Source organism: Nocardioides jishulii (assembly GCF_006007965.1).
GTDB lineage: Bacteria > Actinomycetota > Actinomycetes > Propionibacteriales > Nocardioidaceae > Nocardioides > Nocardioides jishulii.
In genome coordinates this window covers 3066261-3091765 of sequence record NZ_CP040748.1, presented here as the reverse complement: position 1 = coordinate 3091765, position 25505 = coordinate 3066261, and the positions used below count along the sequence as shown (strand labels likewise).

Annotated in this window: 28 protein-coding genes and 4 tRNA genes; 23 read left to right on the top strand and 9 right to left on the bottom strand. The window is 71.6% G+C overall.

Annotated features, from left to right (window positions below; genetic code table 11):
• Positions 1 to 13: 13 nt before the first annotated feature.
• Positions 14 to 505, bottom strand: a complete 492-nt coding sequence (locus FCL41_RS14750) for a YajQ family cyclic di-GMP-binding protein (protein WP_137064916.1) — start codon at positions 503 to 505, stop codon at positions 14 to 16.
• A 110-nt stretch (positions 506 to 615) separates the two neighbouring features.
• On the opposite strand from FCL41_RS14750, the gene FCL41_RS14745 reads away from it, so the two are divergent.
• From FCL41_RS14745 to FCL41_RS14720, 6 genes are all read left to right on the top strand, one after another.
• Positions 616 to 698 (top strand) — tRNA-Tyr (locus tag FCL41_RS14745).
• Between the two features lie 83 nt (positions 699 to 781).
• Positions 782 to 2113 carry an MFS transporter gene (locus tag FCL41_RS14740; RefSeq protein WP_137064917.1) on the top strand — a complete coding sequence of 444 codons (1332 nt, stop codon included), beginning with the start codon at positions 782 to 784 and terminating at the stop codon, positions 2111 to 2113.
• A gap of 122 nt (positions 2114 to 2235) precedes the next feature.
• Positions 2236 to 3156, top strand: a complete 921-nt coding sequence (locus FCL41_RS14735; RefSeq protein WP_137064918.1) for an ABC transporter ATP-binding protein — start codon at positions 2236 to 2238, stop codon at positions 3154 to 3156.
• Positions 3153 to 3923: an ABC transporter permease gene (locus FCL41_RS14730; protein WP_137064919.1), complete on the top strand. Its 771-nt coding sequence runs from the start codon at positions 3153 to 3155 to the stop codon at positions 3921 to 3923. Before FCL41_RS14735 ends, FCL41_RS14730 begins: the two co-directional genes overlap by 4 nt.
• Positions 3920 to 5143, top strand: coding sequence for a sensor histidine kinase (locus tag FCL41_RS14725; protein ID WP_137064920.1), 1224 nt, complete (start codon positions 3920 to 3922; stop codon positions 5141 to 5143). The genes FCL41_RS14730 and FCL41_RS14725 overlap by 4 nt, the downstream gene beginning before the upstream one ends.
• Positions 5140 to 5745 (top strand): response regulator transcription factor, encoded by a 606-nt coding sequence (locus FCL41_RS14720; RefSeq protein ID WP_137064921.1) that lies wholly within the window; start codon positions 5140 to 5142, stop codon positions 5743 to 5745. Before FCL41_RS14725 ends, FCL41_RS14720 begins: the two co-directional genes overlap by 4 nt.
• Before the next feature lie 7 nt (positions 5746 to 5752).
• On the opposite strand, the gene FCL41_RS14715 is transcribed toward FCL41_RS14720, so the two are convergent.
• Both FCL41_RS14715 and FCL41_RS14710 read right to left on the bottom strand, forming a co-directional pair.
• Complete coding sequence (locus FCL41_RS14715; protein WP_212723060.1) at positions 5753 to 6445, bottom strand: histidine phosphatase family protein; 693 nt, start codon at positions 6443 to 6445, stop codon at positions 5753 to 5755.
• 50 nt (positions 6446 to 6495) lie between these two features.
• Positions 6496 to 7326, bottom strand: coding sequence for a hypothetical protein (locus tag FCL41_RS14710; protein WP_137064922.1), 831 nt, complete (start codon positions 7324 to 7326; stop codon positions 6496 to 6498).
• A gap of 68 nt (positions 7327 to 7394) precedes the next feature.
• Between FCL41_RS14710 and FCL41_RS14705 the strand changes: the two genes are divergently transcribed.
• From FCL41_RS14705 to FCL41_RS14680, 6 genes are all read left to right on the top strand, one after another.
• The gene (locus FCL41_RS14705) at positions 7395 to 8690 is read left to right on the top strand and encodes a multidrug effflux MFS transporter (RefSeq protein ID WP_137064923.1); all 1296 of its coding nucleotides are present in this window, start codon (positions 7395 to 7397) and stop codon (positions 8688 to 8690) included.
• Between the two features lie 42 nt (positions 8691 to 8732).
• Complete coding sequence (locus FCL41_RS14700) at positions 8733 to 11021, top strand: FdhF/YdeP family oxidoreductase (RefSeq protein ID WP_137064924.1); 2289 nt, start codon at positions 8733 to 8735, stop codon at positions 11019 to 11021.
• Between the two features lie 4 nt (positions 11022 to 11025).
• Positions 11026 to 12018 carry a pirin family protein gene (locus tag FCL41_RS14695; protein WP_239021661.1) on the top strand — a complete coding sequence of 331 codons (993 nt, stop codon included), beginning with the start codon at positions 11026 to 11028 and terminating at the stop codon, positions 12016 to 12018.
• Between the two features lie 63 nt (positions 12019 to 12081).
• The gene (locus FCL41_RS14690; RefSeq protein WP_137064925.1) at positions 12082 to 12672 is read left to right on the top strand and encodes a DNA-3-methyladenine glycosylase I; all 591 of its coding nucleotides are present in this window, start codon (positions 12082 to 12084) and stop codon (positions 12670 to 12672) included.
• Positions 12669 to 13094, top strand: coding sequence for a CidA/LrgA family protein (locus FCL41_RS14685; RefSeq protein WP_137064926.1), 426 nt, complete (start codon positions 12669 to 12671; stop codon positions 13092 to 13094). The genes FCL41_RS14690 and FCL41_RS14685 overlap by 4 nt, the downstream gene beginning before the upstream one ends.
• The gene (locus FCL41_RS14680; RefSeq protein ID WP_239021660.1) at positions 13087 to 13785 is read left to right on the top strand and encodes an LrgB family protein; all 699 of its coding nucleotides are present in this window, start codon (positions 13087 to 13089) and stop codon (positions 13783 to 13785) included. Before FCL41_RS14685 ends, FCL41_RS14680 begins: the two co-directional genes overlap by 8 nt.
• A 26-nt stretch (positions 13786 to 13811) precedes the next feature.
• Here the strand turns inward: FCL41_RS14680 and FCL41_RS14675 are convergent, their stop codons facing one another.
• The gene (locus FCL41_RS14675) at positions 13812 to 15149 is read right to left on the bottom strand and encodes an HNH endonuclease (RefSeq protein ID WP_137064928.1); all 1338 of its coding nucleotides are present in this window, start codon (positions 15147 to 15149) and stop codon (positions 13812 to 13814) included.
• Positions 15150 to 15228: 79 nt separating this feature from the next.
• Here FCL41_RS14675 and FCL41_RS14670 point away from each other — a divergent pair, with 79 nt between their 5' ends.
• The 8 genes from FCL41_RS14670 to FCL41_RS14635 all read left to right on the top strand — a co-directional run bounded on the left by FCL41_RS14670 (position 15229) and on the right by FCL41_RS14635 (position 19627).
• Entirely contained in the window at positions 15229 to 15684 is a 456-nt protein-coding gene (locus FCL41_RS14670) for an adenylyltransferase/cytidyltransferase family protein (RefSeq protein ID WP_170970187.1), read from the top strand.
• A gap of 9 nt (positions 15685 to 15693) precedes the next feature.
• On the top strand, positions 15694 to 17094 hold the full coding sequence (locus tag FCL41_RS14665) for an amidase (protein WP_137064930.1): 1401 nt from the start codon (positions 15694 to 15696) through the stop codon (positions 17092 to 17094).
• A gap of 83 nt (positions 17095 to 17177) precedes the next feature.
• Positions 17178 to 17250: transfer RNA gene (locus FCL41_RS14660), tRNA-Thr, on the top strand.
• Positions 17251 to 17296: 46 nt separating this feature from the next.
• Positions 17297 to 17370, top strand: a tRNA-Met gene (locus FCL41_RS14655).
• A 72-nt stretch (positions 17371 to 17442) separates the two neighbouring features.
• A complete protein-coding gene (gene rpmG, locus FCL41_RS14650) occupies positions 17443 to 17613 on the top strand; it encodes a 50S ribosomal protein L33 (protein WP_137064931.1) in 171 nt (56 codons plus the stop codon).
• Positions 17614 to 17680: 67 nt separating this feature from the next.
• Complete coding sequence (locus tag FCL41_RS14645) at positions 17681 to 18103, top strand: FAS1-like dehydratase domain-containing protein (protein WP_137064932.1); 423 nt, start codon at positions 17681 to 17683, stop codon at positions 18101 to 18103.
• Positions 18100 to 18582 carry a MaoC/PaaZ C-terminal domain-containing protein gene (locus FCL41_RS14640; RefSeq protein WP_137064933.1) on the top strand — a complete coding sequence of 161 codons (483 nt, stop codon included), beginning with the start codon at positions 18100 to 18102 and terminating at the stop codon, positions 18580 to 18582. Before FCL41_RS14645 ends, FCL41_RS14640 begins: the two co-directional genes overlap by 4 nt.
• Positions 18539 to 19627 (top strand): UDP-N-acetylmuramate dehydrogenase, encoded by a 1089-nt coding sequence (locus FCL41_RS14635; RefSeq protein WP_137064934.1) that lies wholly within the window; start codon positions 18539 to 18541, stop codon positions 19625 to 19627. Before FCL41_RS14640 ends, FCL41_RS14635 begins: the two co-directional genes overlap by 44 nt.
• A 26-nt stretch (positions 19628 to 19653) precedes the next feature.
• Here the strand turns inward: FCL41_RS14635 and FCL41_RS14630 are convergent, their stop codons facing one another.
• The 5 genes from FCL41_RS14630 to FCL41_RS14610 all read right to left on the bottom strand — a co-directional run bounded on the left by FCL41_RS14630 (position 19654) and on the right by FCL41_RS14610 (position 23947).
• Positions 19654 to 20346: an alpha/beta fold hydrolase gene (locus FCL41_RS14630; RefSeq protein WP_137064935.1), complete on the bottom strand. Its 693-nt coding sequence runs from the start codon at positions 20344 to 20346 to the stop codon at positions 19654 to 19656.
• 78 nt (positions 20347 to 20424) lie between these two features.
• Positions 20425 to 20847: a DUF4190 domain-containing protein gene (locus FCL41_RS14625; RefSeq protein ID WP_137064936.1), complete on the bottom strand. Its 423-nt coding sequence runs from the start codon at positions 20845 to 20847 to the stop codon at positions 20425 to 20427.
• A gap of 118 nt (positions 20848 to 20965) precedes the next feature.
• Entirely contained in the window at positions 20966 to 21568 is a 603-nt protein-coding gene (locus tag FCL41_RS17160) for a DUF4190 domain-containing protein (protein ID WP_175422352.1), read from the bottom strand.
• The gene (locus FCL41_RS14615; RefSeq protein ID WP_137064937.1) at positions 21565 to 22620 is read right to left on the bottom strand and encodes an adenosine deaminase; all 1056 of its coding nucleotides are present in this window, start codon (positions 22618 to 22620) and stop codon (positions 21565 to 21567) included. The genes FCL41_RS17160 and FCL41_RS14615 overlap by 4 nt, the downstream gene beginning before the upstream one ends.
• A 94-nt stretch (positions 22621 to 22714) precedes the next feature.
• On the bottom strand, positions 22715 to 23947 hold the full coding sequence (locus FCL41_RS14610) for a pyridoxal phosphate-dependent aminotransferase (protein ID WP_137064938.1): 1233 nt from the start codon (positions 23945 to 23947) through the stop codon (positions 22715 to 22717).
• Positions 23948 to 24068: 121 nt separating this feature from the next.
• On the opposite strand from FCL41_RS14610, the gene FCL41_RS14605 reads away from it, so the two are divergent.
• The 3 genes from FCL41_RS14605 to nusG all read left to right on the top strand — a co-directional run bounded on the left by FCL41_RS14605 (position 24069) and on the right by nusG (position 25300).
• Positions 24069 to 24141, top strand: a tRNA-Trp gene (locus FCL41_RS14605).
• A gap of 65 nt (positions 24142 to 24206) precedes the next feature.
• Positions 24207 to 24449: a preprotein translocase subunit SecE gene (gene secE, locus FCL41_RS14600; protein WP_137064939.1), complete on the top strand. Its 243-nt coding sequence runs from the start codon at positions 24207 to 24209 to the stop codon at positions 24447 to 24449.
• A gap of 59 nt (positions 24450 to 24508) precedes the next feature.
• Complete coding sequence (nusG, locus tag FCL41_RS14595; protein WP_137064940.1) at positions 24509 to 25300, top strand: transcription termination/antitermination protein NusG; 792 nt, start codon at positions 24509 to 24511, stop codon at positions 25298 to 25300.
• The last annotated feature ends 205 nt before the right edge of the window (positions 25301 to 25505 follow it).

The window sequence follows — 25505 nt, the reverse complement described above, 5'->3', positions numbered from 1 at the left end:
TGACGGAAGGTGCTCAGCGGTAGTTGGTGAACTGCACCGCGAAGTCGAGGTCCTGGCCCTTGACCAGGGAGATGACCTCCTGGAGGTCGTCGCGCTTCTTGGAGGAGACGCGCAGCTCCTCGCCCTGGATCTGCGCCTTCACGCCCTTGGGGCCCTCGTCGCGGATGAGCTTGGCGATCTTCTTCGCGTCCTCGGTGGAGATGCCCTCCTTGAGGTTGACCGTGATCTTCGACAGCTGGCCGGACTGGCGCGGCTCGGAGGCGTCGAGGACCTTCAGGGAGACGTCGCGCTTGATCAGCTTGGTCTTGAAGACGTCGAGCACGGCGTTGGCCCGGTCGTCGGCGGAGGCGGAGATCTCGATGACCTTCTCGCCGGCCCACTCGATGGTGGCGCCCGTGCCCTTGAAGTCGAAGCGGGTCGAGACCTCGCGTGCGGTCTGCCCCAACGCGTTGTCGACCTCCTGGCGGTCCAGCTTGCTCACGATGTCGAACGACGAGTCGGCCATTGAAGTCTCCTGCTTGCTCGGGTGGGGCGATTTTTCAACTCACGCAGTGCGTGGGCTATTGTCTCCCTTGTTCGCGCGGAGCCCAAACGGGATCCGGGCGACACCCACGAGGCAGGTTGCCCGAGCGGCCAATGGGAGCGGACTGTAAATCCGTCGGCTTACGCCTTCGAAGGTTCGAATCCTTCACCTGCCACACCTTGGGTACGAAGACCCCCGCCTCGGCGGGGGTCTTCGGCATTTCACCCCTGAGCACCGGTGGGAGGCAGACTCGGGGGAATGGAAGCCGAGCAGATCCACCGCATCGGTGGCCGACGGGCGTGGCTCGTCTGGGGCGTCGCCGTCTCGGTCTACCTGCTCGCCGTCCTCCACCGCAGCTCGCTCGGCGTCGCCGGACTCCTGGCCACCGAGCGCTTCGACATCGCCGCGTCGCAGCTGGCGTTCTTCACGGTGCTGCAGCTCATCGTGTACGCCGGGATGCAGGTCCCGGTCGGCGTGCTGCTCGACCGGTTCGGGCCGCGGGCGCTGCTCTGCGGGGGACTGGTGCTGATGACCGCGGCGCAGTTCGCCTTCGCGTACGCCGACTCGTTCGGCCTGGCGGCCGTGGCGCGTGGCTTCGTGGGTGCCGGTGACGCCATGGTCTTCGTGACCGTGGTGCGGCTGGTGGCGGTCTGGTTCCGGCCGACGCAGGTGCCCATGACCACTCAGCTCACCGGATGGGTCGGTCAGCTGGGCGCGATCGCCGCGGCCGCGCCGCTGACCCTGCTGCTCGACCGCCTGGGGTGGACCGGCGCCTTCGCCGCGGTCTCGACGATCGGCGTCTTCCTGCTCGTCGCGGTGCTCGTCGTCGTGAAGGACTCGCCCTACGCCGTCGTGGCGGAGGGCCGGGAGAGCCTGCGCCAGGTCATCGCCTCGGTCGGTCGGGTCTGGAGCAACCCCGGCACCCGCCTGGGCTTCTGGGTGCACTTCACGACCCAGTTCCCGTTCACCGTCTTCGTGCTGCTCTGGGGCTTCCCGTTCCTGGTGCGCGGCCAGGGGTGGAGCGAGGTTGCAGCCTCCACCCTGCTGATGGCGATGACCGGCTGGGTCGTGCTGTCCGGCATCGTGATCGGCTCGTTGACCACCCGCCTGCCCTTCCACCGCACCCGCACCGCGCTGGTCGTCGTGCTCGCCGAGGTGGTCCTGTGGAGCATCGTGCTGCTGCTCGACGGGCCGGCCCCGGTGTGGCTGATCCTGCTGACGGCCGCCGCCACCGCCTCGGGAGGCCCGTCGTCGGTCATCGGGTTCGACATCGTGCGCACCTTCACCCCCGTGCGCGCCGTGGGCCGGGCCACCTCGCTGGTGAACGTGGGCGGCTTCGTCGCCTCGCTCGTCACCGTCGCCCTGATCGGGATCGTGCTGGACCTCGTCGAGCCGGCCGGTGCGGCTGCGTACGACCTGGGTGACTTCCGCATCGCCTTCCTCTCGCTCTACCTCTGCTGGGTCATCGGCCTCGTGCAGATGTTCCGCCTCCGCCGACTGGCGCGCGCCCACCTCGACCAGACCCAGCCCGGGGCGCTCGACGTGCTCCGCAGCGGACGGGCCTGGCTGCCCGACGAGCAGCGTTCCTGAGCCGCGACCCGGCGTCGGGGCAACCGCCCGTGACAGGTGTCATGGGCGACCCGTGCGGGACCCGCGCCAGCTCGTGACACCTGACACTGTCGCCCACCGGGGCCGCAGGAGAGGCTTGTCCCATGAGTGAAACCACAGCGATCCAGGTCCGGGGCCTGCGCCGCACGTACGGTGAGGGCGACGCAGCCTTCGAGGCCGTACGCGGCGTCGACCTCGACGTGAGCGCCGGCACCGTCCACGCCCTCCTCGGCGTCAACGGCGCCGGCAAGACCTCCACCCTCGAGGTGATCGAGGGCCTCGCCCCGGCCACGGCCGGCGAGGTCCGCGTGCTCGGGCTCGACCCGGTGGCCGACCGCCACGAGGTGCGTCGTCGTACGGGCGTGCTGCTCCAGCGCAGCGGCTTCGTCGCCGACCTCACGGTGCGGGAGACGCTGCAGATGTGGGCCGCCACCGTGACCGACGCGCGCTCGGTGGAGGAGTCCTTGGTGCTCCTCAACCTCGAGCGGGTGGCCGAGACCCGGATGCGGGGGCTCTCGGGCGGTGAGCAGCGGCGCGTCGACCTCGCCTGCGCGCTGACCGGTCGCCCCGAGCTGGTCGTGCTGGACGAGCCGACGACGGGCCTGGACCCCGAGAGCCGCCACGCCGTGTGGGAGCTGGTGCGCGGCCTGCGCGCGCAGGGAGCCACGGTGCTGCTGACCACCCACTACCTGGAGGAGGCCGAGCAGCTGGCCGACCAGGTCTCGATCATGCGGGCCGGCCGGATCGTGCAGGAGGGCACCGTCGCCGAGATCGTCGCCGGCCACCCGGCGGAGATCTCCTTCCGGACCCCCGCGCGTGACCTCGTGCTCCCGGACGCCGCCGAGGTGAGCCGTGACGGCGAGAGGACCGTGCTGCGGGTCGCCGACCTGCAGCCGGCGCTCACCGAGCTGCTGCTGACCGCCCGCGAGGCCGGGGTCTCGCTGGAGATGCTCGACGCCCGCAGCGCCACCCTCGAGTCCGTCTTCCTCGCCCTGGCTGCTGACCGTGAAGGAGTGCCGGCATGAGCACCACCACCTCGCTGACCCGTACGACGGGCCTGGCCCGTTTCAACCTGGTGCTGATGGCGCGCAACCGCACCACCCTCATCTACGGGTTCGCCATGCCGCTGATCCCGCTGCTGCTGCTCTTCGCGATGCCGGACACCACGCCCGAGGCGGGTGTCGGCGCCCTGACGATCACGCTGGTGATGGCGCTGATCTTCCCGGGCTACTACAACCTGCTGTCGATGTTCGTGACCCGGCGCGACGAGCTGGTGCTCAAGCGGTTGCGTACGGGCGAGATCCGCGACGGCGAGCTGCTCACCTCGATGGCGCTGCCCGGTGCGGCGATCACCCTGGGCGTCATGGTGCTGGCGGTGCCGATCGCGGCGGTCGCGGGCTTCGACCTGCCCCGCAACCCGCTGCTGCTCCTGGCGGCGACGCTCGTCGCCTGCGTGACCTTCGCCGCGCTGGCGGTCTGGACGGCCTCGTGGACCCGCACCGCCGAGTCGGCGCAGCTGACCAGCGGCCCGGTGATGATCATCGCGCTGGCAGGCTCCTTCACTGCCGGACTGCCCGAGGCCGTGACCCGGTGGACCGACCTGCTCCCGGGCGCTGCGATCAGCGACCTCATGATGGTCGCCTGGTTCGGCCGCGACCCCGACGGCCTCGACCGCGTCGGCTGGCTCCAGGGCTTCGTCGAGGCCGGCCCTGCCCTCGGTCTCCTCGTGGTGTGGGCCGTCGTCGCCCTGGTGATGGCGATGCGGGCGCTGCGCTGGGAGCCGCGGGCGTGACCGACCTGCGTACGGTCGTCCGTCGCCCCGTCCGGTCCTCCGCGCTCGCGCGGGGCTGGGCGGGGCGCTCGAACGTGCAGCGCATCGACCTCTACACCCGTGGGTCGTTGCGGCTGCTCGTCTGGTTCCTCATCGGCGCCGGTGGCCTCAGTGCGCTCCCGGAGGTCGGCGGCATCGCAGAGGTCGTCGCGGTCGTGGTGCTCGTCCTGGCGGCGGCTGTGGTCGTCGACCAGTGCCTGGCGGCCTTCATCCGGCTCTGGTTCGAGCCGGGGCACCTCCCCCGCCTGTGGCTCGCCGCCCTGGCGCTCCTGGTGGTCCCGGGGGTCGTGTGGATGGTGGTGGGGTTGTCGCCCGACCAGCGGTTCGGCGTCGGCTTCGTGCTGACCTCGGCCGTCGCGTGGGCCCTCGGTGGCTCCCGGAACCCCTGGGTGCAGGCGGCACCCGTGGTGTTCGGGGCGGCGATCTGCGGCCTCTCCGGCCCCTGGGCCGCGCTGTACGGCGCTGTCATCGCCGCCTTCTTCGTCTTCACCGCGCAGAGCTCGCTGTGGGTGCTCGGCGTCGTGCACGAGCTGGACCGGGCCCGCACCGCCCAGGCCGACCTGGCGGTGGCCGAGGAGCGACTGCGCTTCTCGCGCGACGTGCACGACGTGATGGGCCGCCACCTCTCCACCATCGCGGTGCAGGCCGAGCTGGCCGCGACCCTGGCCGAGCGCGGTGACCTGCGGGCCGCCGACCGGATCCGGGAGGTGCGGGCCACTGCCCACGAGGCGCTGCGAGAGGCCCGGGCACTGGCGCGTGGCTACCGGCCGGTCGACCTGGCCCAGGAGCTGGAGGGCGCGCGAGCGTTGCTCGCCTCCGCCGGCATCAAGGCCGAGACCGACGTCGCGGGGTTGCCGACGCACTGGGAGGAGCCCGTCGCCCGCTTGGTCCGCGAGGGCGTCACCAACACGCTGCGCCACTCCCGAGCCACCCGGGTCACCATCGGTCACGCCGACGGCGTGGTCGCCCTGGTCAACGACGGGGTGGCCAATGACGGGGTGGCCAGCGACGGGGTGGTGAGCAGGGGACGGGTCGACGACGGGGCCGAGGACGACGGCAGCGGGCTGCGTACGCTGGCCGCCGACGTCGCGGGCCGCGGCGGCCGGCTGTCCTGGGGTGCAGAGGACGACGACTTCGTGGTGCGCCTGCACCTCATCGATCCCGAGGGAGGGACTCCGTGATCCGGATCCTGCTGGCTGACGACGAGCACCTGATCCGCGGCGCCCTGGCCCAGATGCTCGACCTCGACGACGACTTCGAGGTGGTCGCCCAGGCCGCGACCGGCCCTGAGGCGGTCGCGGCAGCCCGCCAGCGCCGACCCGACGTGGCCGTGCTCGACCTGCAGATGCCCGGACTCGACGGCATCGAGACCGCCACCGAGATCCTGGCCGAGCTGCCCGACTGCGGCTGCATCATCGTGACCAGCCACGGCAGGCCGGGCTACCTCAAGCGGGCGCTGGCCAGTGGTGTGCGCGGCTTCCTGCCGAAGACCACCTCGGCGGCGACGCTGGCCACGGTCGTCCGGACCGTGCACGCGGGTGGGCGCCACGTCGACCCCGAGCTCGCCGCCGAGGCGATCGCCGCGGGAGACTCTCCCCTGACGCCGCGCGAGGCCGACGTGCTCGAGGCGGCCGCCGACGCCGCCCCGGTCGAGGAGATCGCCCGTCGGGTCCACCTCTCGGCGGGCACCGTGCGCAACCACCTCTCCAACGCGGTCAGCAAGCTGGGCGCGACCAACCGGCACGAGGCGGTGGCCACCGCGCGGCGGATGGGCTGGATCTGACGCCGCCTCAGCGGGCGTCGGAGGTCGGCTCGCCGGTCGGGTCGGGGGCGGACTCGTCCTCCAGGAAGGCTCCGCCGACGGGCTCTGCGTGCCAGTCGAGCAGGCGCCAGCCGGTGCGCGGGTGGCCCTCGACGGTGACCAGGCTGGTGTTGTGCAGCGGCTGCACCGCCTCGGGTCGCCCGGCGGCGTCGGTCACGCGGGAGGCGACCCAGGTACGGATGGCGGCGCCGTGGCTGACGAGCAGCACGGTGTCGTGGCCACCCGTGGTGGCCCGCTCGACGTCGGCGTCGTAGCGGTCGAGGAACTCGTGCCCGGTCTCGCCGCCGGGCATGCGGACGCCCAGGTCGCCGGTCACCCAGCTGCGGACGGTCGAGAGGTAGCCCCGCACCGACGCCTCGTCACTCGCCATCTCGAAGTCGCCCGCACCGATCTCGTGGATGCCGGGGAGCTCGACGGGGGAGAGCTCCTGGACCTGGGCCGTGGGTGCCGCGGTCTGGTGCGTGCGTACGCGGGTGGAGACGACCACCTGCTCGACGCCACGGTCGGCCAGGGCCCGCGCCGCGGCTCGCGCCTGCGCCTGCCCGAGGTCGGTCAGCTCGAGCCCCGGCAGTGCCGTGTCGAGCGCGCCGGCGACGTTGCCGTACGTCTGACCGTGACGCATCAGGAGCAGGCGGACGGGGCGCGGCGACGAAGGATTCACACCGGTGAGCGTAGCGGCCCGGGCGAACCTCGGGCAGCCCGCGAGCGCGGTCAGGAAGCGTCGAGGAGGCCGGTCGACCGCAGCTGGGCCAGGACGTCGGCAGGGTCGTTCGCCACCACGGAGGTCAGCCACCGGCGGGCCCCGGCCAGGTACTCCTCGCTGCGCGCTGCCTCGACCACCGACGCCCCTTCGGCCAGCACGGCCGCGACCGCGTCACGGCCCTCGCCGTCAAAGGCCCGGCGGGTCGCGAGCAGCAGGTTGACCGCCCCGATCGCGCCGTTGCCGCTCACCGCCGCCGCGACGCCGACGGAGTAGGGGGTCTCGCGGTCGAGGGCTGCGTCGAGCCAGCCGGCGACCTCGTCGGGGCGTACGTCCACGGGACCGGCCACCCGGAAGTGCAGCGCGAGCTCGGCGGCCGCGACCTCGTCGGCGGCGCGCGCCCACCCGCCCGTGACCCCGCCGGGCAGGTCGGTCGGGACCTCCACGTGCACGGCGACCTCGTCGTCGAGCACGCCGTCGGCCCGGGCCGCGTCGACCGCGGCCACCACGCGGCGCGCGTTGCCGGCGAGGTCGTCGACGTCACGCAGCGCCACCTGGACGGCGCGCACGTCCAGCCCCAGGCGCGAAGCCAGCGCCAGCGGACCGGCGACGGCCCCGGCGCCGGCGGTGAGCACGACGCGCAACGGGTGGGTCACCCCGCGCAGCAGCGGGAGGTCGGTGTCGCGCACGGCCAGCGCGCCGACGGCGGCGTCGCGCAGCGCGGCGTGCGCGGCCAGGGCCTCCGCGGTGGGGGCTGCGTCCGGCACGAGCAGCGTGGCGTCGTCGACGAGGGCGGCCCAGGCGGGCGGGACGGCGGGGACGGTGGAGGACGCGTCACTCATGCCCCGAGCCTAATGAGTGCCCACCCCCAGCGGGCGTGGCAGGACCGGCTGCGGCGCATACTCGTCGGATGAGTTCTCGGGCCCTCGACCCCACCAGCCGCAGGGCACTCGTCGTCATCCCGGTCGTCCTGGCCATGCTCTCGATGATCGGGCCGTTCAGCGTCGACACGCCCTTCCCCGCCTTCTCCTCGATGGCGCGCGAGTTCGACGCCAGCACCGCCCAGATGCAGCTGGTGGTCACCGCCTACATGGGGGCCTTCGCGGTGATGAGCGTCTTCCACGGCCCCCTCTCCGACGCCGTCGGCCGCCGCCCGGTGCTGCTCGGAGGGCTGGCGGTCTACGTGGTGGCCTCGATCGGTGCGGCCTTCTCGCCCGACCTCACCACGCTGCTCGCCTTCCGCGTGCTCCAGGGGCTCTCGGCCGGGGCGTCGACGATCGTGAGCCGCACGGTGATCCGGGACGTCTTCTCCGGTGCGCAGGCCCAGCTGCTGATGAGCCGGGTCGCGATGATCTTCGGCCTGGCCCCGGCCATCGCCCCGATCGTCGGAGGCGCGGTGCTGCAGTTCGGGTCCTGGCCGTGGGTCTTCGGCTTCATGGCCGGGCTGGGGATGGTGCTGATCGCCGCGGCGGCGCTGGTGCTGCCCGAGACGCACCCGCCGTCGCGCCGCACGCCGTTGCGACCCGTGGAGATCGTGCGCGGCCTCACGATGGTCTTCCGCATCCCCGCCTTCCACCGGGTGGCCTGGTCGGGGACGCTGCTCTTCGGCGCCCAGTTCCTCTACATCGGCGGCGCGGCCATCTTCGTCGGCGACCTGCTCGGCCTGGGCGAGCTCGACTTCTGGGTGCTCTTCGTGCCGATGATCCTGGCGATGATGCTGGGCTCGTGGATCTCCGGGCGGGCCGCCGGACGGATCGCCGGCCGTCGCCTGGTGAGTGCCGGCTACACCGTCGCCCTGGCCGGAGGGGCGGTCGGCGTCGCCCTGACGGTCACCCCGTGGGGCGATCACGCGCCGTGGGCGGTGCTCGGGTGCGCTTTCGTCGCCCTCGGCTCGGCGATGGCCTACCCGACGCTCCAGCTGATGGCGCTCGACCTGCTGCCCGAGCGTCGGGGCGCGGTGATGTCGGGGGCGACCTTCGTCACGCTGCTCTTCAACGCCAGCGTCGCGGCCCTGGTGACGCCGCACCTGACCAGCTCGACGCTGGCCTTCGCGGTCGCCTCGTTCGCCTTCGTCGTGGTCGGGCAGCTCTGCTGGTCCTGGCACCTGTCGATCGAGGACCGAGCCATCGAGGACCGGGTCTCCGAGGCGCGCCGCGACCCCGACGGCGAGGCGCCCGAGGAGCTCGAGCCGACCGACCTGATGTGACGTGGGTCTTGGATTTCTCGCAGCGCGGGGGAGGATGGGCCCATGGCGAAGCCCCCGAGCGATGACGTCGACGAGTCCGGCCTGAGGGTCGGTCCGCCGGCCGAGGCTGCGGCGGGTGTCACCGGCGTACGCGTGGCACTGGAGCACGCGACCGGGCAGATGGGGGTGCCACGGGCTGCCGTCGCCTTGACCAAGCTCAACCAGGTCGACGGCTTCGACTGCCAGGGCTGCGCCTGGCCCGACCCCGGTCCGGGCGACCGGCACCACGCCGAGTTCTGCGAGAACGGCGCCAAGGCGGTCGCCGAGGAGGCCACCCAGGCCCACGTCGGCCGTGACTTCTTCGCCGAGCACTCCGTCGAGGACCTGCGCGGGCGCAGCGAGTACTGGCTCGGCAAGCAGGGACGCATCGTCGAGCCGGTGGTGCTGCGCCCCGGGGCGAGCCACTACGAGCCGATCGAGTGGGGAGAGGCGTTCGCCCTCGTGGCCGAGCACCTCAAGGCCCTCGACGACCCCCACCGGGCCGCGTTCTACACCTCCGGCAAGGCCTCCAACGAGGCCGCGTTCGTCTACCAGCTCTTCGTCCGCTCCTTCGGCACCAACAACCTGCCCGACTGCTCCAACATGTGCCACGAGTCGAGCGGCGACGCCCTGCGCGAGACCATCGGCATCGGCAAGGGGTCGGTGACGCTGGAGGACATCCACTCCGCGGAGCTGATCGTGGTGATGGGCCAGAACCCCGGCACCAACCACCCACGCATGCTGAGCGCACTCGAGACCGCCAAGCGCAACGGTGCGCGCATCGTCTCCGTCAACCCGCTGCGCGAGCCCGGCACGATGCGGTTCAAGAACCCGCAGAAGCCGCGCGGGGTCATCGGCAAGGGCACCGAGCTCGCCGACCTCCACGTGCCGGTGAGGCTCAACGGCGACCTGGCGCTCTTCCAGGCCGTCGGTGCCGCGCTGGTCGCAGCGCACGACCGCGGCGAGGAGGTGCTCGACACCGACTTCATCGACGGCCACACGGTCGGCTTCGAGCGGTGGGCCGACCACGTACGCAGCCTCGACCACGACGCCGTACGCCGCGCCACCGGGCTCGACGAGGAGACCATCGCCGCGGTGGTCGAGGAATTCAAGCGCTCCCGGCGCACCATCATCTGCTGGGCGATGGGCATCACCCAGCACAAGAACGCCGTCGCCACGGTCAAGGAGATCGTCAACGTGGCCCTCGCGCAGGGCAACATCGGCAAGCGCGGCGCCGGCGTCTGCCCCGTGCGCGGGCACTCCAACGTGCAGGGCGACCGCACGATGGGCATCTGGGAGCGACCGCCCGGCTGGTTCCTCGACGCAGTCGACGCCGAGTTCGCGATCACCTCACCGCGCGAGCACGGCCTCGACACGGTCGCCACCATCGAGGCCCTGCGCGACGGCCACCTCGACGTCTTCTTCGCGCTGGGCGGCAACTTCGTCTCCGCCGCCCCCGACACCGCCGTGGTGGAGGAGGCGATGGGCAACGCCGCGCTGACCGTGCACGTCGCCACCAAGCTCAACCGCTCGCACCTGGCGCACGGAAGGACCGCCCTGGTCCTGCCTCCGTTGGGTCGCAGCGAGAAGGACCGCACGGGTGGGCGCGAGCAGCGGATCACCGTGGAGGACTCGATGTCGGCCGTGCACACCTCACGCGGTCCCCTCGAGCCGGCCTCGGAGATGCTGCGCAGCGAGGTCGACATCGTCTGCTCGCTGGCGCTGGCCACGCTGGGCGAGGACCACGTGGTGCCGTGGGACGCGATGCGCCGCGACTACACCGAGATCCGCCGCCGCATCGCGAGGGTGGTGCCCGGTTGCGACGGCTACGAGGAGCTGGCCGACCGGCCCGGTGGCTTCACCCTGCCGCACCCGCCGCGTGACTCGCGGACCTTCCCGACCGTCCAGGGCAAGGCGGTCTTCTCGCCCTCGCCGCTGGAGGTGCTGGAGGTGCCCGAGGGCCACCTGCTGCTCCAGACGTTGCGCTCGCACGACCAGTTCAACACCACGATCTACGGCCTCGACGACCGCTACCGCGGCATCAAGGGCGGCCGGCGCGTGGTCTTCGTGCACCCGGCCGACCTGCGCGACGCCGGCCTGGTCGACGGGGACCGGGTCGACCTGGTGTCGGTCTGGGATGGCGTCGAGCGGCGCGTCCACGACTTCCGCGTCGTGCCCTACGACCAGCCGCGGGGGTGCGCTGCGGCGTACTATCCCGAGACCAACCCGCTCGTGCCGCTGGACCACCTGGCCGACGGTTCTCGCCAGCCCGCGTCGAAGTCGATCGTGGTGCGGCTCGACACCAAGAGGTGAGCGCGTGACCAACCCCGACCCGCACCCCGCCGAGCGGGTCATCTCCTGTGGCGAGGACGTGACCGTCGAGGTGATCGTGCCCCGCGAGGTCCCGCTGGGTGGTCCTCGTGCGATGACGGTGCGGCGTACGCTGCCCGCACGGCACCGGTCGTTGATCGGTGCCTGGTGCTTCGTCGACCACTACGGACCCGACCCGGTGGCGGAGACCGGCGGGATGAGCGTCGCGCCGCACCCGCACATCGGGCTCCAGACCGTCAGCTGGCTCTTCACCGGCGAGATCGAGCACCGCGACTCCACCGGGGTCCACGCGATGGTGCGTCCCGGCGAGTTCAACCTGATGACCGGCGGGCGCGGGATCAGCCACTCCGAGGTCTCCACGCCGCAGACCGACGCGCTGCACGGCGTGCAGATGTGGGTGGCGCTGCCGGCCGGGGCAAAGGACGTCGCACCGGGCTTCGAGCACCACGTGCCGACGCCGTTGGACGGCGAGGGCTGGCAGGCTCGGGTCTTCGTCGGGTCGCTGCTGGGTGACACCTCGCCCGTGACCACCCACACGCCGCTGCTGGGTGCCGAGCTGCTGCTCGACGACGACGCCGCCCTCGTGCTCGACCTGGACCCGACCTTCGAGCACGGCATCCTGCTGGACGCCGGCAGCCTTGGCGTGGGCGAGGAGGAAGTGGCGCCGGGCGAGCTGCTCTACCTCGGCACCGGCCACCAGCGCGTCACCCTGCGCGCCGGGAGGGCGGCGCGGATCGTCGTGATCGGCGGCCCACCCTTCGGCGAGGAGATCCTGATGTGGTGGAACTTCGTCGGCCGCACCCACGAGGAGGTCGTGGCTGCCCGCGAGGAGTGGCAGGCCCAGCTGCACCGCGACGGCGTCCTGGTGACCGACAGCACCGAGGTCGTTCCGGGGCGTTTCGGCGTGGTGGACGGACAGCACCTGCCTCCCATCCCGGCGCCGGCGATGCCGGGCGTACGGTTGCGCCCACGGAGTTGAGCGCTCGCCGGGCCGAGCGCCGACCGTGCCAGCTGCCCGTCCTGACCTGATTGCCGGAGATCCATGAGCCTGCCCACCAGCGTGGTCGGTGACGACGGTCTGGCGCGCTGCCCGTGGGCCGTGGGTGACGAGCTGATGCGCGACTACCACGACACCGAGTGGGGCGTACGGGTCCACGGCGAGGCGAGGTGGTTCGAGCGGCTGACGCTCGAGGCCTTCCAGTCGGGGCTCTCGTGGCGCACGATCCTGGCGAAGCGCCCGGCCTTCCGTGAACTCTTCGCCGACTTCGACGCCGACGTCGTCGCGGCCTTCACCGAGGCCGACGTCGAGCGCCTGATGGCCGACGCCCGCATCGTGCGCAACCGCCGCAAGGTCGACGCGACGCTGGTCAACGCGCGTGCCGTCGTCGCCCTGCGTTCCGGGGAGGGGCTGGAGGAGCTGCTCCTGTCTCACGCGCCCACCCGGGAGGTGGTGCCGCAGGCCGAGACGACCTCGGCGGAGTCGGTCGCTCTGTCCAAGGCGCTGAAGGCACGTGGCTTCACCTTCGTCGGGCCGACCACGATGTACGCCCTGATGGAGGCCGGCGGCCTCTTCGACCCGCACCTGCCCGACTGCCACCGTCGCGGTGCCCGGGTGGGTCGGGGAGAGCGATGATCCGGGGCCTGACCGTCCTGCTGCTGTGCCAGGTGGTGGGGGAGCTGCTGGTCGACGTGGCGCACCTGCCGGTGCCCGGCCCGGTGGTCGGGATGGTGCTCCTCTTCGGTTGGCTCCAGTGGCGCCGTCCCTCGAAGGAGTCCGGCGTGGTCCGGGCGGCCGACGGGCTGCTGAAGCACCTGCAGCTCTTCTTCGTCCCGGCCGGCGTCGGCATCGTCGCCTACGCAGCGTTGCTGCGCGACGATGCGCTGCCGATCGGGGTCGCCCTGGCCGGGTCGTGGCTGGCCGGTCTGGCGCTGGTCGGCTGGGTCGTCCAGGTCTGGGGCAGGGAGCACGCTGAGGCGGCCACCCTGCCGTCCGCTGGGCCGCCCACCGCGCCACCTCCCGCATCGGCCGGCGATGGCGGTGGGCCCGATGCCTGACGCCCTCACTTCACCGTTGGCGCTGGTCCTGCTGACGCTGCTCAGCTACCAGCTCGGGCTGTGGCTGCGGCGGGCCAGCCGCTACCACCCAGCGGCGCAACCGGTCGTGGTCGCGATCGCCGGCACCGCCCTCGGGATCACGCTGCTCGACGTCGACTACCCGACGTACGCCGACAGTGCGCTCCTGATCAGCTTCTGGCTCGGTCCGGCCACCGTCGCGCTGGCCGTGCCGCTGCACCGTCAGACCCGCCGGATGCGCGGGGTCGTCGCGCCGATGCTGGTCGCCATCCCGCTGGGGGCCGCGGTCTCCATCGCCACCGCGTACGCCCTGATCCTGCTGCTGGGTGGGAGCGAGACGTTGGCCGTCACCATGGCGCCGAAGGCGGCCACCACGCCGGTCTCGATCGCGCTGGCCGAGCAGGCCGGGGGACTGCCCCCGGTGACCGCGATCGTCACGATCGTCGCCGGCATCCTCGGCGCGGTGCTCGGCCCGACGGTGCTGACGCTGCTGCGGGTGCGCGACCGCCGCGCCCGTGGCCTGGCGATGGGTGCTGCCTCGCATGGCATCGGGACCTCGCGGGCCTTGCTCGAGGACGAGACCGAAGGCGCCTTCTCGGGTCTGTCGATGGGGCTCACCGCGCTGGCCACGAGCGTGTTGCTGCCGCTGGTGCTGTGGGTGCTGGCGCTCTGAAAGAGCCCTGGAGGGCGCGCGGTACGTCAGGGCTCGCCGAGCGCGACGGTCCTGCCGCCGGTGACGAGGAAGGTCTGCCCGTGGGGGCCGGTCCAGAGGTGCTCGGGCGGGTGACCCGGCCTGTCGGTGGGGTCGGTCGCGGGATCAGTGAGTACGACGTAGCGCCAGCGACCGTTTGTCTTGGCGCGGTGGTGACGTCGGCAGAGTGGGGCGAGGTTGTCCGGCGTGGTCCCCGGCTCTGTCGGGTGATTCGGGTCCCAGGGCATCACGTGGTCGAGGTCGCCGGAGCGGGCGTCGCGTCCGCAGAACGGGAAGACGCAGCCGCGGTGCCGCAGCACGACCTGGTCCCGCATCCGTGGCGGCGGGTCGTGCCGCGGGGACCACGGGTTGTCGGCCAGGTCGAGGACCGGGGTGACGGTCACCTTCGTGACGCCCAGCCACTGCTTCACCAGGTCAGACGTGATGGGTCCGAAGCCCTCGACCTCCGCCACCGCCACCTCGCCCGAGCCCGCCGAGAGCGTGGCCAGGTCCGCCAGCGATGCGTGGACGTACAGCTTGATGGCCTGCCTCGGGGCGCTGGTGCGAGCCTTCGAGGACGCGACGTCTTCGCGGGCGAACCCGAACGCCAACTGGTCGACACCCTCACGGGCCAGCGACACCAGTGCCTTGACCCGCCTGGCGCCCACCGCGTCGTCGTCACCTGCACCAGCCAACGCGTTGGCGTCGGCGTTGATCCGGTCCATCACCTCGCCGAGCGCGACGGTGTCGCCGACCGCTCGCAGCTCCGAGGTCCCGGCCCAGTCCCGCCGGTGCGTCAGCTCCACGTCCCACCGCGACCGTGCCGCGGCCTCCCGGTCCTTCTGGCCCTCGGGGTCGACGCGGGCGACCGCGAGCGCGATCAACCGGTCCAAGGCCGCGGCACCGATGGACCCCGCTGCCCCGATCAGCTGCCGGTCGACCCACCGGGCTGCCGCCAGCGACAGCGACCGGGTGGCGGTCGCGATCCGTCGTGCCTTCCACACGGGCACCTCGAGTGACTGCACCTGGTCCCACAAGCGAGGCAGCCGGTGCACCAGGTCCACGGTGTCGGCCAACAACGCCTGAGCCGACGCCGGCGACACCCGCAGGACTCCCGCCAACGGTTCGGCGGTGAAGGCCGCGACTCCCGGCGTACCGGCGCCGCCCAGAAACTCATCGGCCGACAGCGCGCCACCCTCACCGAGCGCCGGGTGGCTGATCGCCCACGCGTACACGAGCTCGAGCTCGGCAGCCTCCGCCTCAGCGACCAACCGCCGGTGCACACCGAGCTCGCGCAGCAACTCTGCGGCAGTGGCTGAGTCGACGGGGCGGGCGGCGGCTTCCATGGATCAACTCAACCAGTGCCCGCCGACACTTTTGACCGCGCGGAAGGTGCTGCCGCCACAGGTTCGGCATGATCGAGGAATGGACGTCCCGGACGCAACCGCCTCACCCGCGAGGGTCTACGTCGACATGGTCGGCGACCTGTTCCACGCGGGACACGTCGAGCTCTTGCGAGCCGCCAGGAGCCGCGGGCAGTGGCTGGTCGTCGGTGTCCTCTCCGACGAGACGGCTGCCTCGTACAAGCGACGGCCGATCATGACCCTGGCCGAACGCGTGGCGGTGATCGAGGCGTGCCGTCACGTGGACGAGGTGGTGCCGGACGCCCCGTTCGAGGTCGACGCCCAGTTCCTCGCCGAGCACGAGATCGACCTGGTGGTCCACGGTGACGACCTCACGCCCGAGGCCGCCGAGCAGGTCTACGGCGCTGCCGTCGCCGCCGGCAAGCTCGAGTGCGTGCCGCGCACGCCAGGGATTTCGACCACTGAGGTGATCCAGCGGGTTCGCGACTCCTTCCCGTCAGGTCACCTGACTCACTAGGGTGCCGGGATGGAGCCCATCCACGCCTTCACCGACGACGCCCTCGGCACGGACGACGCGGTCGGACTGGTCACCCGCCTGCAGCGCGGCGAGGTCTCGTCCAGCGAGCTCGTCGAGGCATCGATCGCCCGCATCGAGTCCGTCGACGGCGCGCTCGGCGCTGTCGCCGTCCGCGACTACGGACGCGCGCGAGTCCGCGCGAGCGGGGGGCGACGGGGTTGGTTCGCCGGCCTGCCGATGGTGCTCAAGGACAACGTCGACGTCCGCGGCCTGCCCACCCAGGAGGGCACCGACGCGTTCGTCGCCCCGCCCAGCCCGGTCAACGGTGACGTCGCGCGTCTCTTCCACCGGCTCGGCACGGTCAGCGTCGCCAAGACCCGGCTCTCCGAGTTCGGCTTCTCCGGAGCCTGCGACCACCCCCGTCAAGGGCCGGTGCGCAACCCCTGGCGCCGCGACCACTACGCGGGCGCCTCGTCCTCGGGTGCCGGGGCGTTGGTGGCGACCGGGGCGGTGCCCCTGGCCCACGGCAACGACGGAGGCGGATCGATCCGGATCCCCGCCGCGGTCAACGGTCTCGTCGGGCTCAAGCCCACGCGCGGTCGGGTGCCCTCCGACGCGTTCACCCGCCAGATGCCCGTACGCATCGTGGCCGACGGCGTCCTGACCCGCTCCGTGCGCGACACCGCCGCGTTCCTGAGGGAGGCCGAGAAGGTCTACCGCGATCCGCGGCTGCCCGCCGTGGGCGACGTCACCCGTCCGGTCGACCGACCGCTGCGGATCGCCGTCGTCACCGCCGGCATCGGGCGCGAGGCGACCCCCGAGGTGCGCCAGCTGACCCTCGACACCGCCGCCCGGCTCGAGGCACTGGGCCACCACGTGGAGGAGGTCGACCCCCCGGTGCCGGACTGGTTCGCCGACTCCTTCCTCCTCTACTGGTCGATGCTCGCCATGTACCTCGTGCGGACCGGACCGCGCGCCCACCGCGGGTCGTGGGACCCCACCAAGCTCGACAACCTCACCCTGGGGCTGGCGCGTCACTGCCGACGCAACATCGCCAGGCTCCCCGCCGCGATCGCGGCGATGGGCGCCTCCCAGCAGTCGTCGCGGCGCCACTTCGCGGCGTACGACGTGACGCTCACCCCGACGCTGGCCACCGAGACGCCGAAGGTGGGGCACCTCGACCCCACGCGCCCCTACGAGGAGGTCATCGACCGGTTGATGGACTGGGTCGCCTTCACCCCGCTGCAGAACGCGACCGGAGACCCGGCGGTGAGCCTGCCGCTGGCGAGGACCGCGTCGGGGCTTCCCCAGGGCATGCAGCTCTGCGGTGGATGGGGCAGCGAGGCGCTGCTGCTCGGTCTGGCGCTGCAACTCGAGGAGGCTCACCCGTGGCCGCGAATCGGGGCCTGACCAGCGCAGAAGGCCTGCCCGCGTCCCATGGGTGGGGGGCGATTTTGCGCGGTGCTAGGACCTGTGTAATCTTCTTCCTCGTTGCCCCTTTAGCTCAGTCGGCAGAGCGTCTCCATGGTAAGGAGAAGGTCTACGGTTCGATTCCGTAAAGGGGCTCTGGGAACGAGTCTCCACCCCGTCGCCGGGGTGGCGCTCTTCCGGTGGCGGGGTAGCTCAGGTGGTTAGAGCACACGACTCATAATCGTGGTGTCGCGGGTTCGAGTCCCGCCCTCGCTACGAAGCCTGATCCCCATCAAGCCGGTAGCATCGGCAAAGGCATCACACCAAGCATTCGACTAAGGACTTCCCGTGGCCAGCAAGAGCTCTGACGTTCGCCCCAAGATCACCCTTGCGTGCGTGGACTGCAAGGACCGCAACTACATCACCAAGAAGAACCGTCGGAACGACCCCGACCGTATGGAGATGTCCAAGTTCTGCCCGCGCTGCCGCAAGCACACCGCGCACCGCGAGACCCGCTGACGCGAACAGACTTCCCGCACAGACCCGCCCGACGTGCTCGGGTGGGTCTGTCGCTATTTTGGACGCCATGACCCTCGACTCCTCGCTCGTCGGCCGGAGCTTCCCGGCGACCTCCGAGCACCACGTCACCCCTGAGTCGATCGCGGCCTTCGCCGCCGCCGCGGGGGGCGCCCCCGCGCAGGTGGCACCGCCGACCTACCCGATCGTCCTGGCCTTCGAGGCCATGCAGACGTTCCTCGACGCCGAGCAGGTCCCGCTGCACCGCATCGTCCACGGCGAGCAGCGCTTCACGTACGCGCGCCCCGTCGTCGCCGGCGACACCCTGGTCGCCACGCTCGAGGTCTCCCGCCTGCGCCAGATCGGTGGCAACGACATCATCGGCACCCTGAGCACGGTCACCGACGCCGACGGCGAGCTGGTCTGCACAGCGAGCGCCACGTTGGTCCACCGGGGCGAGGCCGACCAGGAAGCGGCGGAGGAGCAGGCATGAGCGCCGCAGCACCGGTCAACGCGCCTGTCGAGGGCGCCGCACTCGGCCCGCGTACGTTCGCGGTCACCCGCGCCGACCTGCGCGCCTACGCCGACGCGAGCGGCGACCACAACCCCATCCACCTCGACGAGGCCGTCGCGCTCTCGGTCGGCCTGCCCGGCGTCATCGCCCACGGCATGTACACGATGGCGCTGATGGCCCGTGCGGTCACCGACTGGTTCCCCGGCGCCGAGGTGCGCGAGATCGGCTCCAAGTTCACCGACCCCGTGGTCGTCCCCGCCGAGGGGTCGGTCGAGGTGGTCGTCTCCGCGACCGTCAAGAGCGTCGCCGAGGAGGACGGGCGTTGCGTCGTCGCCCTGGCGCTGCTCGTCACCAGCGCCGGTGCCAAGGTGCTCGGCATGCCGAAGGCCGTCGTCGTGCTCCCTGCGCAGTCCGATGAGCCCGACGAGTCCGAGCAGGCCGAGGAGTCCGGTGCCTGAGGTGCGTCTGGCCGACCTGACCACGCTGCGGCTCGGCGGACCCGCCGCGGACTACGTCGAGGCGACGACCGAGGCCGAGCTCATCGAGGCCGTCGTCGACGCCGACGAGCGCGGCGTGCCGGTGCTGCTGGTCGCCGGGGGTTCCAACCTCGTCGTCTCCGACGCCGGCTTCTCCGGCCGCGTCGTCAGGATCGCCACCCGGGGCCTCTCCGCCGACGTCGAGCCTCATGACGCCACCTGTGGCGGGGCCGTCCTCACGGCCGCTGCGGGGGAGGTGTGGGACGACGTCGTGGCACACGCCGTCACGTCCGGCTGGAGCGGCGTGGAGGCCCTCTCCGGCATCCCCGGCTCCGTCGGTGCCACCCCCGTGCAGAACGTCGGCGCCTACGGCCAGGAGGTCGCGCAGACCATTGCGCAGGTGCGCACCTTCGACCGCGTCGAGAGGCGTCAGCGCACCTTCAGCGTCGCCGAGTGCGGCTTCTCCTACCGCCACAGCCGCTTCAAGGCAGAGCCCGACCGGTACCTGATCCTCGAGGTGACGTTCCAGCTCCCGGCCGCCTCGCTCTCCGCGCCCATCGCCTACGGCGAGCTCGCCCGCACCCTCGGCGTCGAGGTCGGGCAGCGGGCGCCGGCTGCCGACGTACGCTCCGCGGTCCTGGGGCTGCGCGCTGCCAAGGGCATGGTCCTCGACGCCGCCGACCACGACACCTGGAGCGCCGGGTCGTTCTTCACCAACCCGATGCTCAGCGCCGACCAGGCCCGGACGCTGCCCGAGAACGCCCCTCGCTTCCCCCAGCCTGACGGGTCGGTGAAGTCGAGCGCGGCGTGGTTGATCGAGCACGCCGGCTTCGCCAAGGGGTTCAGCCCCGCGCAGGTCGAGGGGCGCGTGAGCCTCTCGACCAAGCACACGCTCGCCCTGACCAACCGCGGCGGTGCCAGCGCCGACGACCTCATGGTGCTCGCGCGCACGGTGCGTGACGGCGTCGAGCAGGCCTTCGGCGTACGCCTGGTCAACGAGCCGGTGCTCGTCGGCCTGTCGCTCTGACGCGGGGGATCAACCGGGCCCAGGGGTCACAGCGACCGCAGCCGGGCCATGTCGTCCAGCAGCCCTGCCAGCACGTCGGGGGCCGAGAACATCGGCCAGTGACCGCTGTCGATGTCGACGTAGTCGAGCTGGTCCGTCGCGGCCGCCTCCGGCACCTCGCCCGCCTCCACCCACGAGCGCGCCTGGTCGGGGGAGTACTCCGGGCAGACCAGCGTCAGCGGGACTGCCCGCCGTCGCTCGTCGACGTAGCGCACCTCTCCCGTGGTGACAGAGTGCGGCACCGGGTGCATGGTGGCGGCGATCCGTTCGCGAGCGGCCTCGTCGAGGTCGACGGTGTCAGGACCCTCGAAGGGGTCCCACCCCGGGAAGAGGACCTTGCCGTCCTGGGCGGGGAAGAAGTCGGCGTACGTGGTGCGGTCGGTCGCCGGGAACCCTCCGACGAGCGCTACGGCAGCGACTCCGTCGGGTCGTCGGTCGGCGGCGAGCCACGCCAGGGTGCTGGCGGCGGAGTGGCCCACCACCAGGGGCGGCTGCTCGGCGCCCTCGACGGCTGCGACCACCGCGTCGAGCTGGTCGTCGAAGGTCGCACCGCTCTGGCCGTCACCCTGCCCGGGCAGGGTGAGGGCGTTGACCCGGTGACCACGCGAGGCGAGGTGGGCTGTGACGGGGTCCCAGGCGGTGGCGTCCAGCCACAGGCCGGGAATGAGGACGATGTCCATGGGTCGGTCCCTCCTGGTTGGGGGTGGTCCTTCGACCCTAGGGGGAGACCGGCCCGCCGACCAGTGCGCTGCCGAGCCCTACTGGAGGTTCGACCACTCGTTCTGGTTGCTCGGCTGATCCAGGTCCATGGAGCCGGCGTAGGCGATGAGGAGCACCGTGGCCACGAAGCTGAGGACGAGCACCGCAGTGCCGACCATGCCGAGGATCTTGCCCGCCTTGATCTGCCCGGCGTTGCTGTAGCTACCCGGGTACGTCGTGACGTCATTGTCCGCGCTGGATCCCAGCGCCCAGGCGACCGGCGCCAGGAAGCCGCAGCAGAACACGCCGACGATCCCCAGCACGAGGACCGTGGTGCCGCGCGGGTGCGGCTGCGGTCCGCCCAGCCCCCTGACGGCGAACGGGTCGTGGCCGGGCAGCTGGCCGTAGGGGGCCTGGCCGTAGCCGGGCTGGTCGTTGCTGGGCTGGCCGTACGGGTTGCTCGGGGGGTTCGGATCGCTCACTGAGTGCCTCTCGTGGTCTCGGTCGGGACCATGGTGGTTCAGGTCGCGGTCGCGTGGAGGCACAACAGCAGAACTCGAGGCCCCCGCCGGACGGCGAGGGCCTCGTGGTCGGTGAGGCTCAGTAGCCCTCGGAGTACTCGACGGGGGTGCTCTCGAAGGTGTAGTCCGAGGGCCCGCTTGGGAAGACCAGCGCGAAGAAAGCCACCACCGCGATCACCATCAGTACCAAGATCACCGTGCCGATGATGCCCATGATCTGGCCGGCGCGCGCCTGGTCACGACCACCCAGCTGGCCGTTGGAGGCGTCGATCTCCTTGACGGCCTTGCCGCCCATGACCCAGGCGAAGGGGGAGAGGATCAGGCCGATGCCGCAGGCGATCACGAGGCTGCCGAGGCCGATGATGCCCAGCACCATCGACGTGGTGGCCGACGGGTGGTTGGGCTTGGCGGGGCCGAGGCCGCCGGGACCGTAGCCCGGCTGCCCGTACGCCGGCTGCCCGTAGGCGGGCTGCTGCCCGTAGGCCGGCGGGGCGCCGTACGGGTTCTCCTGCGGTGCCTGCTGGCCGTACGGGTTCTGCTGCGGCTGCTGACCGTACGGGTTCGGCTCGCCGGTGGGTCCCGGCTGTCCCTGGGGCGAGCCGTAGGGCTGGGCGCCGTAGGGCCGTCCGTGGGGGTCCGTGGGGTCCGGCTGCTGACCGTAGGGGTTCTGCGGGTCGCTCATGAGTTCCTCTCCGTGGTGCGGCCCGGGCCGCTGCCGTCGACGCCTGCCAACCATGCGTCGATCTCGGCGAGTACGGATTCTCTCACCCAGTCAGGGGCTCTCGAGGCCCGAATCGACATCCGGGCCAGATCGGCCAGCTGCTCGTCGTCCAGGTCGTGCGCGGCACGCATCGTCGCGTACTGCCCAGCGAGCTGGGAGCCGAAGAGCAGCGGGTCGTCCGCGCCGAGCGCCACGGTCGCGCCGGCCGCCACCAGCTGGGGCAGCGGGACCGAGGCCAGGTCGGGGTAGACGCCCAGGGCGACGTTGGAGACGGGGCAGACCTCCAGGGCGATGCCGGCGTCGACGATGCGCTCGAGCAGGCGCGGATCCTCCGACGAGCGCACTCCGTGGCCGAGCCGGGTGGGGCCCAGGGAGTCCAGGCACGTACGCACGTGGCCGGGACCGAGGAGCTCGCCCCCGTGCGGCACGAGGGCGAGCTCGGCACGCCGTGCGATGTCGAAGGCGGCACGGAAGTCGTCGGTGCGCCCGCGCCTCTCGTCGTTGGAGAGTCCGAAGCCCACGACGCCCCGGCCCGCGTACTGCGAGGCCAGGCGCGCCAGCGTCCGTGCGTCGAGCGGGTGGCGGGTGCGGTTGGCGGCGATCACCACGGCCATGCCCAGCCCGGTCTCGCGCGACGCCTGGGCGACGGCGTCGAGGACCAGGTCGGTGAACTGCGTGATGCCGCCGAAGCGGGCCGCGTAGCCGCTGGGGTCGACCTGGATCTCCAGCCACCGCCCGCCGTCGCGCACGTCGTCCTCGGCCGCCTCCCGCACCAGGCGTCGTACGTCGTCCTCGGTGCGCAGCACCGAGCGGGCGACGTCGTAGAGGCGCTGGAAACGGAACCAGCCCTTCTCGTCGGCGGCCGACAGCTGCGGCGGCCAGTCCTCGACGAGCGACTCCGGCAGGGTGATGTCGTCGCGCTCCGCCAGCTCCAGCAGGGTGGCGTGGCGCATCGAGCCGGTGAAGTGGAGATGCAGGTGCGCCTTGGGCAGCGCGCGGATGTCACGAGCCATGGGCTGACGCTACATGCGCCGGGGGCCCGCCGAACGCCGCAGGGGCGCCCCGGGTGGGGCGCCCCTGCGGTCGGTGCGGGTGGTGCGGGTCAGATCAGGAGAAGAGCTTCTGGATCCGGGTGACGCCCTCGATGAGGTCGTCGTCGCCCAGGGCGTACGAGAGGCGCAGGTAGCCGGGGGAGCCGAAGGCCTCGCCGGGGACGACCGCGACCTCGGCCTTCTCGAGGATGTACTCGGCGAGGTCGGCCGAGGTGTCGATGACCCTGCCGTCGTAGGACTTGCCGAGCAGGCCCTTCACCGACGGGTAGGCGTAGAAGGCGCCCAGCGGGGTGGGGCAGTAGATGCCCTCGACGGCGTTGAGCATCTCGACGATCGTGCGGCGGCGACGGTCGAAGGCGACCTTCATCTCGTCGACGGCGGCCAGGTCGCCGGAGACGGCGGCGATCGCGGCACGCTGCGAGACGTTCGCGACGTTGGAGGTGGCGTGCGACTGCAGGTTGCCCGCGGCCTTGACGAGGTCGGCGGGGCCGATGAGCCAGCCCACCCGCCAGCCGGTCATGGCGTAGGTCTTCGCGACTCCGTTGACGACCACGCAGTGGTCGGCCAGCGACGGGCAGAGGACGGGCAGCGAGCCGGTCTCGACGTCGTCGTAGACGAGGTGCTCGTAGATCTCGTCGGTCAGCACCCAGAGGTCGTTGTCCTCGACCCACTGGCCGATCGCCCGGATCTCGTCGGCGGTGTAGACCGCGCCGGTCGGGTTGGAGGGGGAGACGAAGAGCAGGACCTTCGTACGCTCGGTGCGCGCCGCCTCGAGCTGCTCGACGGTGACCTTGTAGTCCTGGGTCTCGTCGGCGAGCACAGGCACCGGCACGCCGCCGGCGAGCGCGATGGCCTCCGGGTAGGTGGTCCAGTAGGGAGCGGGGACGATGACCTCGTCGCCCGGGTCGAGCATGGTCGCGAAGGCCTCGTAGATGGCCTGCTTGCCACCGTTGGTGACGAGCACCTGGGCCGGGGTGACCTCGTAGCCGGAGTCGCGCCTGGTCTTCTCCACGATCGCCTGCTTGAGCTCGGGCAGGCCCCCCGCGGGGGTGTAGCGGTGGTTCTTCGGGTCGCGGCACGCCTCCACGGCCGCGTCGACGATGTACGACGGGGTCGGGAAGTCCGGCTCGCCGGCGCCGAAACCGATCACCGGACGTCCCTCGGCCTTCAGCGCCTTCGCCTTCGCGTCCACGTTGAGCGTCGCCGACTCGGCGATCGCGGCGATCCGGGAGGAGACGCGCTTGTCACGGGGGCTGCCGGCTGGGGTGGGGGAGGAAGTCTCGGTCATGGACACATCGTAGGGCGTTTGGACGAGACCGCAGCAGCCCCGTACACTCTCCGACTGGTGGTTCTCCCACATGCTGATCCCTGCCCCCCACCCGGGCCGGAGTGAGCGGGAGTCCCGTCGGAGGGCACTAGCTCAACTGGCAGAGCATCGGTCTCCAAAACCGAAGGTTGGGGGTTCAAGTCCCTCGTGCCCTGCAACAGCAGGATTTGTCTGAGGCAGGAAACTAGAAGCACCACGTCATCGAAACCATGGAGGCACCGTGTCGGACGCCAAGGCTCACGAGCCTCGCGCTGAGAAGGGCACCAGCCGCACCAGCCCGGTGACGTTCCTGCGCCAGGTGATCGCCGAACTGCGCAAGGTCGTCTGGCCGACGCAGAAGCAGCTCGTGACGTACTTCATCGTCGTCATGGTCTTCGTCCTCGTGATGATGACCATCGTCTCGCTCCTGGACCTCGGGTTCGGGCGCCTGGTCTTCTGGGCCTTCACCGGCGGCACGAACTGACCGAGGCTCGGACCCTGAGCGTGACCAGCAACCAGTGAAACCAAGTGACGGAGCAGCACGTGTCTGAGCACAACGACTCGCCGGAGCCGACCGAGGCTGACCTCGAGGCGACCGAGTCCATCGACGACGACTCCACCCTCGAGGGTGACGAGGCCGAGGTCGAGACCCCGGCGACCGAGGAGGACGCCTCTGCCGAGGAGTCCGCCGACGGCGAGACCGAGGAGGTCGACGCGCTCGAGGCGTTCCGCCGCGAGCTGTGGGCCAAGCCCGGCGACTGGTACGTCATCCACACCTACTCCGGCATGGAGAAGCGTGTGAAGGCCAACCTCGAGAACCGCATCCAGGCGCTCGACATGGGTGAGTACATCCACGAGATCGTCGTGCCGACCGAAGAGGTCGCCGAGATCAAGAACGGCCAGCGCAAGATGGTCACCCGTACCGTCCTGCCGGGCTACGTCCTGGTCCGCATGGACCTGACCGACGAGTCCTGGTCGGCCGTGCGCCACACTCCGTCGGTCACCGGCTTCGTGGGCAACGCCCACAACCCGGTCCCGCTGTCGATGGGTGAGGTCGAGTCGATGCTCGCTCCCAGCGCCGTCGCCGTGGCCGAGGCCGAGGCGGAGGCCGCCTCCTCCTCGAAGTCGTCCGGCTCGTCGCAGGCGAGGAAGCCGGTCGAGGTCGCCGACTTCGACGTCAACGACTCCGTGATGGTGGTCGACGGTCCGTTCGCCACGCTGCACGCGACCATCACCGAGATCAACGGTGAGTCCCAGCGAGTCAAGGCCCTCGTCGAGATCTTCGGCCGGGAGACCCCGGTCGAGCTGAGCTTCAGCCAGATCCAGCGGGTCTGAGGCAACCAGCGCCGCCGGTCGGGGGCAGTCGAGAATTCCGTCCTCACGGGACGGAAATGCGAGACTGTCCGACGGCCGGCGTTTGCCGTGTGAACGGCACCCGCGCCAACGTCGCGTCAGCGGCGTGAGCAACACCCAGGTGGCAGAGCCGTCGGGAGGCATCCCGCTCCGGCTCGACAAGACCACGACGTCACGATCAGAAGGA

What these genes read in the sequence shown, in the direction of transcription:
- FCL41_RS14750 (WP_137064916.1), bottom strand. Translation starts at nt 505, where the DNA reads ATGGCCGACTCGTCGTTCGACATCGTGAGCAAGCTGGACCGCCAGGAG.
- FCL41_RS14740 (WP_137064917.1), top strand. Translation starts at nt 782, where the DNA reads ATGGAAGCCGAGCAGATCCACCGCATCGGTGGCCGACGGGCGTGGCTC.
- FCL41_RS14735 (WP_137064918.1), top strand. Translation starts at nt 2,236, where the DNA reads ATGAGTGAAACCACAGCGATCCAGGTCCGGGGCCTGCGCCGCACGTAC.
- FCL41_RS14730 (WP_137064919.1), top strand. Translation starts at nt 3,153, where the DNA reads ATGAGCACCACCACCTCGCTGACCCGTACGACGGGCCTGGCCCGTTTC.
- FCL41_RS14710 (WP_137064922.1), bottom strand. Translation starts at nt 7,326, where the DNA reads ATGAGTGACGCGTCCTCCACCGTCCCCGCCGTCCCGCCCGCCTGGGCC.
- FCL41_RS14705 (WP_137064923.1), top strand. Translation starts at nt 7,395, where the DNA reads ATGAGTTCTCGGGCCCTCGACCCCACCAGCCGCAGGGCACTCGTCGTC.
- FCL41_RS14700 (WP_137064924.1), top strand. Translation starts at nt 8,733, where the DNA reads ATGGCGAAGCCCCCGAGCGATGACGTCGACGAGTCCGGCCTGAGGGTC.
- FCL41_RS14690 (WP_137064925.1), top strand. Translation starts at nt 12,082, where the DNA reads ATGAGCCTGCCCACCAGCGTGGTCGGTGACGACGGTCTGGCGCGCTGC.
- FCL41_RS14685 (WP_137064926.1), top strand. Translation starts at nt 12,669, where the DNA reads ATGATCCGGGGCCTGACCGTCCTGCTGCTGTGCCAGGTGGTGGGGGAG.
- FCL41_RS14680 (WP_239021660.1), top strand. Translation starts at nt 13,087, where the DNA reads ATGCCTGACGCCCTCACTTCACCGTTGGCGCTGGTCCTGCTGACGCTG.
- FCL41_RS14675 (WP_137064928.1), bottom strand. Translation starts at nt 15,149, where the DNA reads ATGGAAGCCGCCGCCCGCCCCGTCGACTCAGCCACTGCCGCAGAGTTG.
- FCL41_RS14670 (WP_170970187.1), top strand. Translation starts at nt 15,229, where the DNA reads ATGGACGTCCCGGACGCAACCGCCTCACCCGCGAGGGTCTACGTCGAC.
- FCL41_RS14665 (WP_137064930.1), top strand. Translation starts at nt 15,694, where the DNA reads ATGGAGCCCATCCACGCCTTCACCGACGACGCCCTCGGCACGGACGAC.
- FCL41_RS14645 (WP_137064932.1), top strand. Translation starts at nt 17,681, where the DNA reads ATGACCCTCGACTCCTCGCTCGTCGGCCGGAGCTTCCCGGCGACCTCC.
- FCL41_RS14640 (WP_137064933.1), top strand. Translation starts at nt 18,100, where the DNA reads ATGAGCGCCGCAGCACCGGTCAACGCGCCTGTCGAGGGCGCCGCACTC.
- FCL41_RS14635 (WP_137064934.1), top strand. Translation starts at nt 18,539, where the DNA reads ATGAGCCCGACGAGTCCGAGCAGGCCGAGGAGTCCGGTGCCTGAGGTG.
- FCL41_RS14630 (WP_137064935.1), bottom strand. Translation starts at nt 20,346, where the DNA reads ATGGACATCGTCCTCATTCCCGGCCTGTGGCTGGACGCCACCGCCTGG.
- FCL41_RS17160 (WP_175422352.1), bottom strand. Translation starts at nt 21,568, where the DNA reads ATGAGCGACCCGCAGAACCCCTACGGTCAGCAGCCGGACCCCACGGAC.
- FCL41_RS14615 (WP_137064937.1), bottom strand. Translation starts at nt 22,620, where the DNA reads ATGGCTCGTGACATCCGCGCGCTGCCCAAGGCGCACCTGCATCTCCAC.
- FCL41_RS14610 (WP_137064938.1), bottom strand. Translation starts at nt 23,947, where the DNA reads ATGACCGAGACTTCCTCCCCCACCCCAGCCGGCAGCCCCCGTGACAAG.